Raw genomic sequence first — 279 nt, forward strand, 5'->3', positions numbered from 1 at the left:
CGCCGTACACGGCCGAGGCGCCGCCCGTCAGGACGTCGACGCGCTCGATCAGGGCGGTCGGGATGAAGTTGATGTCGGCGGCCAGCGAGTTGCCCAGGGTGTTGGGCGTGCCGGGCATCAGGCGGCGGCCGTCGATCAGAACCAGGGTGCGGGTCGGGCCCAGGCCGCGAAGGCTGACCGTGGCCGTGCCGGTCGAGCCATTCGAGATCGCCGATCCCTGGGCCGCGAAGGCCTGGGGCAGGCTGTTGATCATGTCCTCGACGCGGGTCACGCCCGTCG

The 279-nt window shown here is 71.7% G+C and carries 1 protein-coding gene; it reads right to left on the reverse strand.

The genetic code is table 11. The features are described from left to right. A partial coding sequence (locus AX721_RS08025) for a TonB-dependent receptor plug domain-containing protein (protein ID WP_156467064.1) occupies positions 1 to 279 on the reverse strand: 279 nt, incomplete at both ends.

This window comes from Phenylobacterium sp. CCH9-H3, from assembly GCF_001557235.1.
GTDB lineage: Bacteria > Pseudomonadota > Alphaproteobacteria > Caulobacterales > Caulobacteraceae > Phenylobacterium.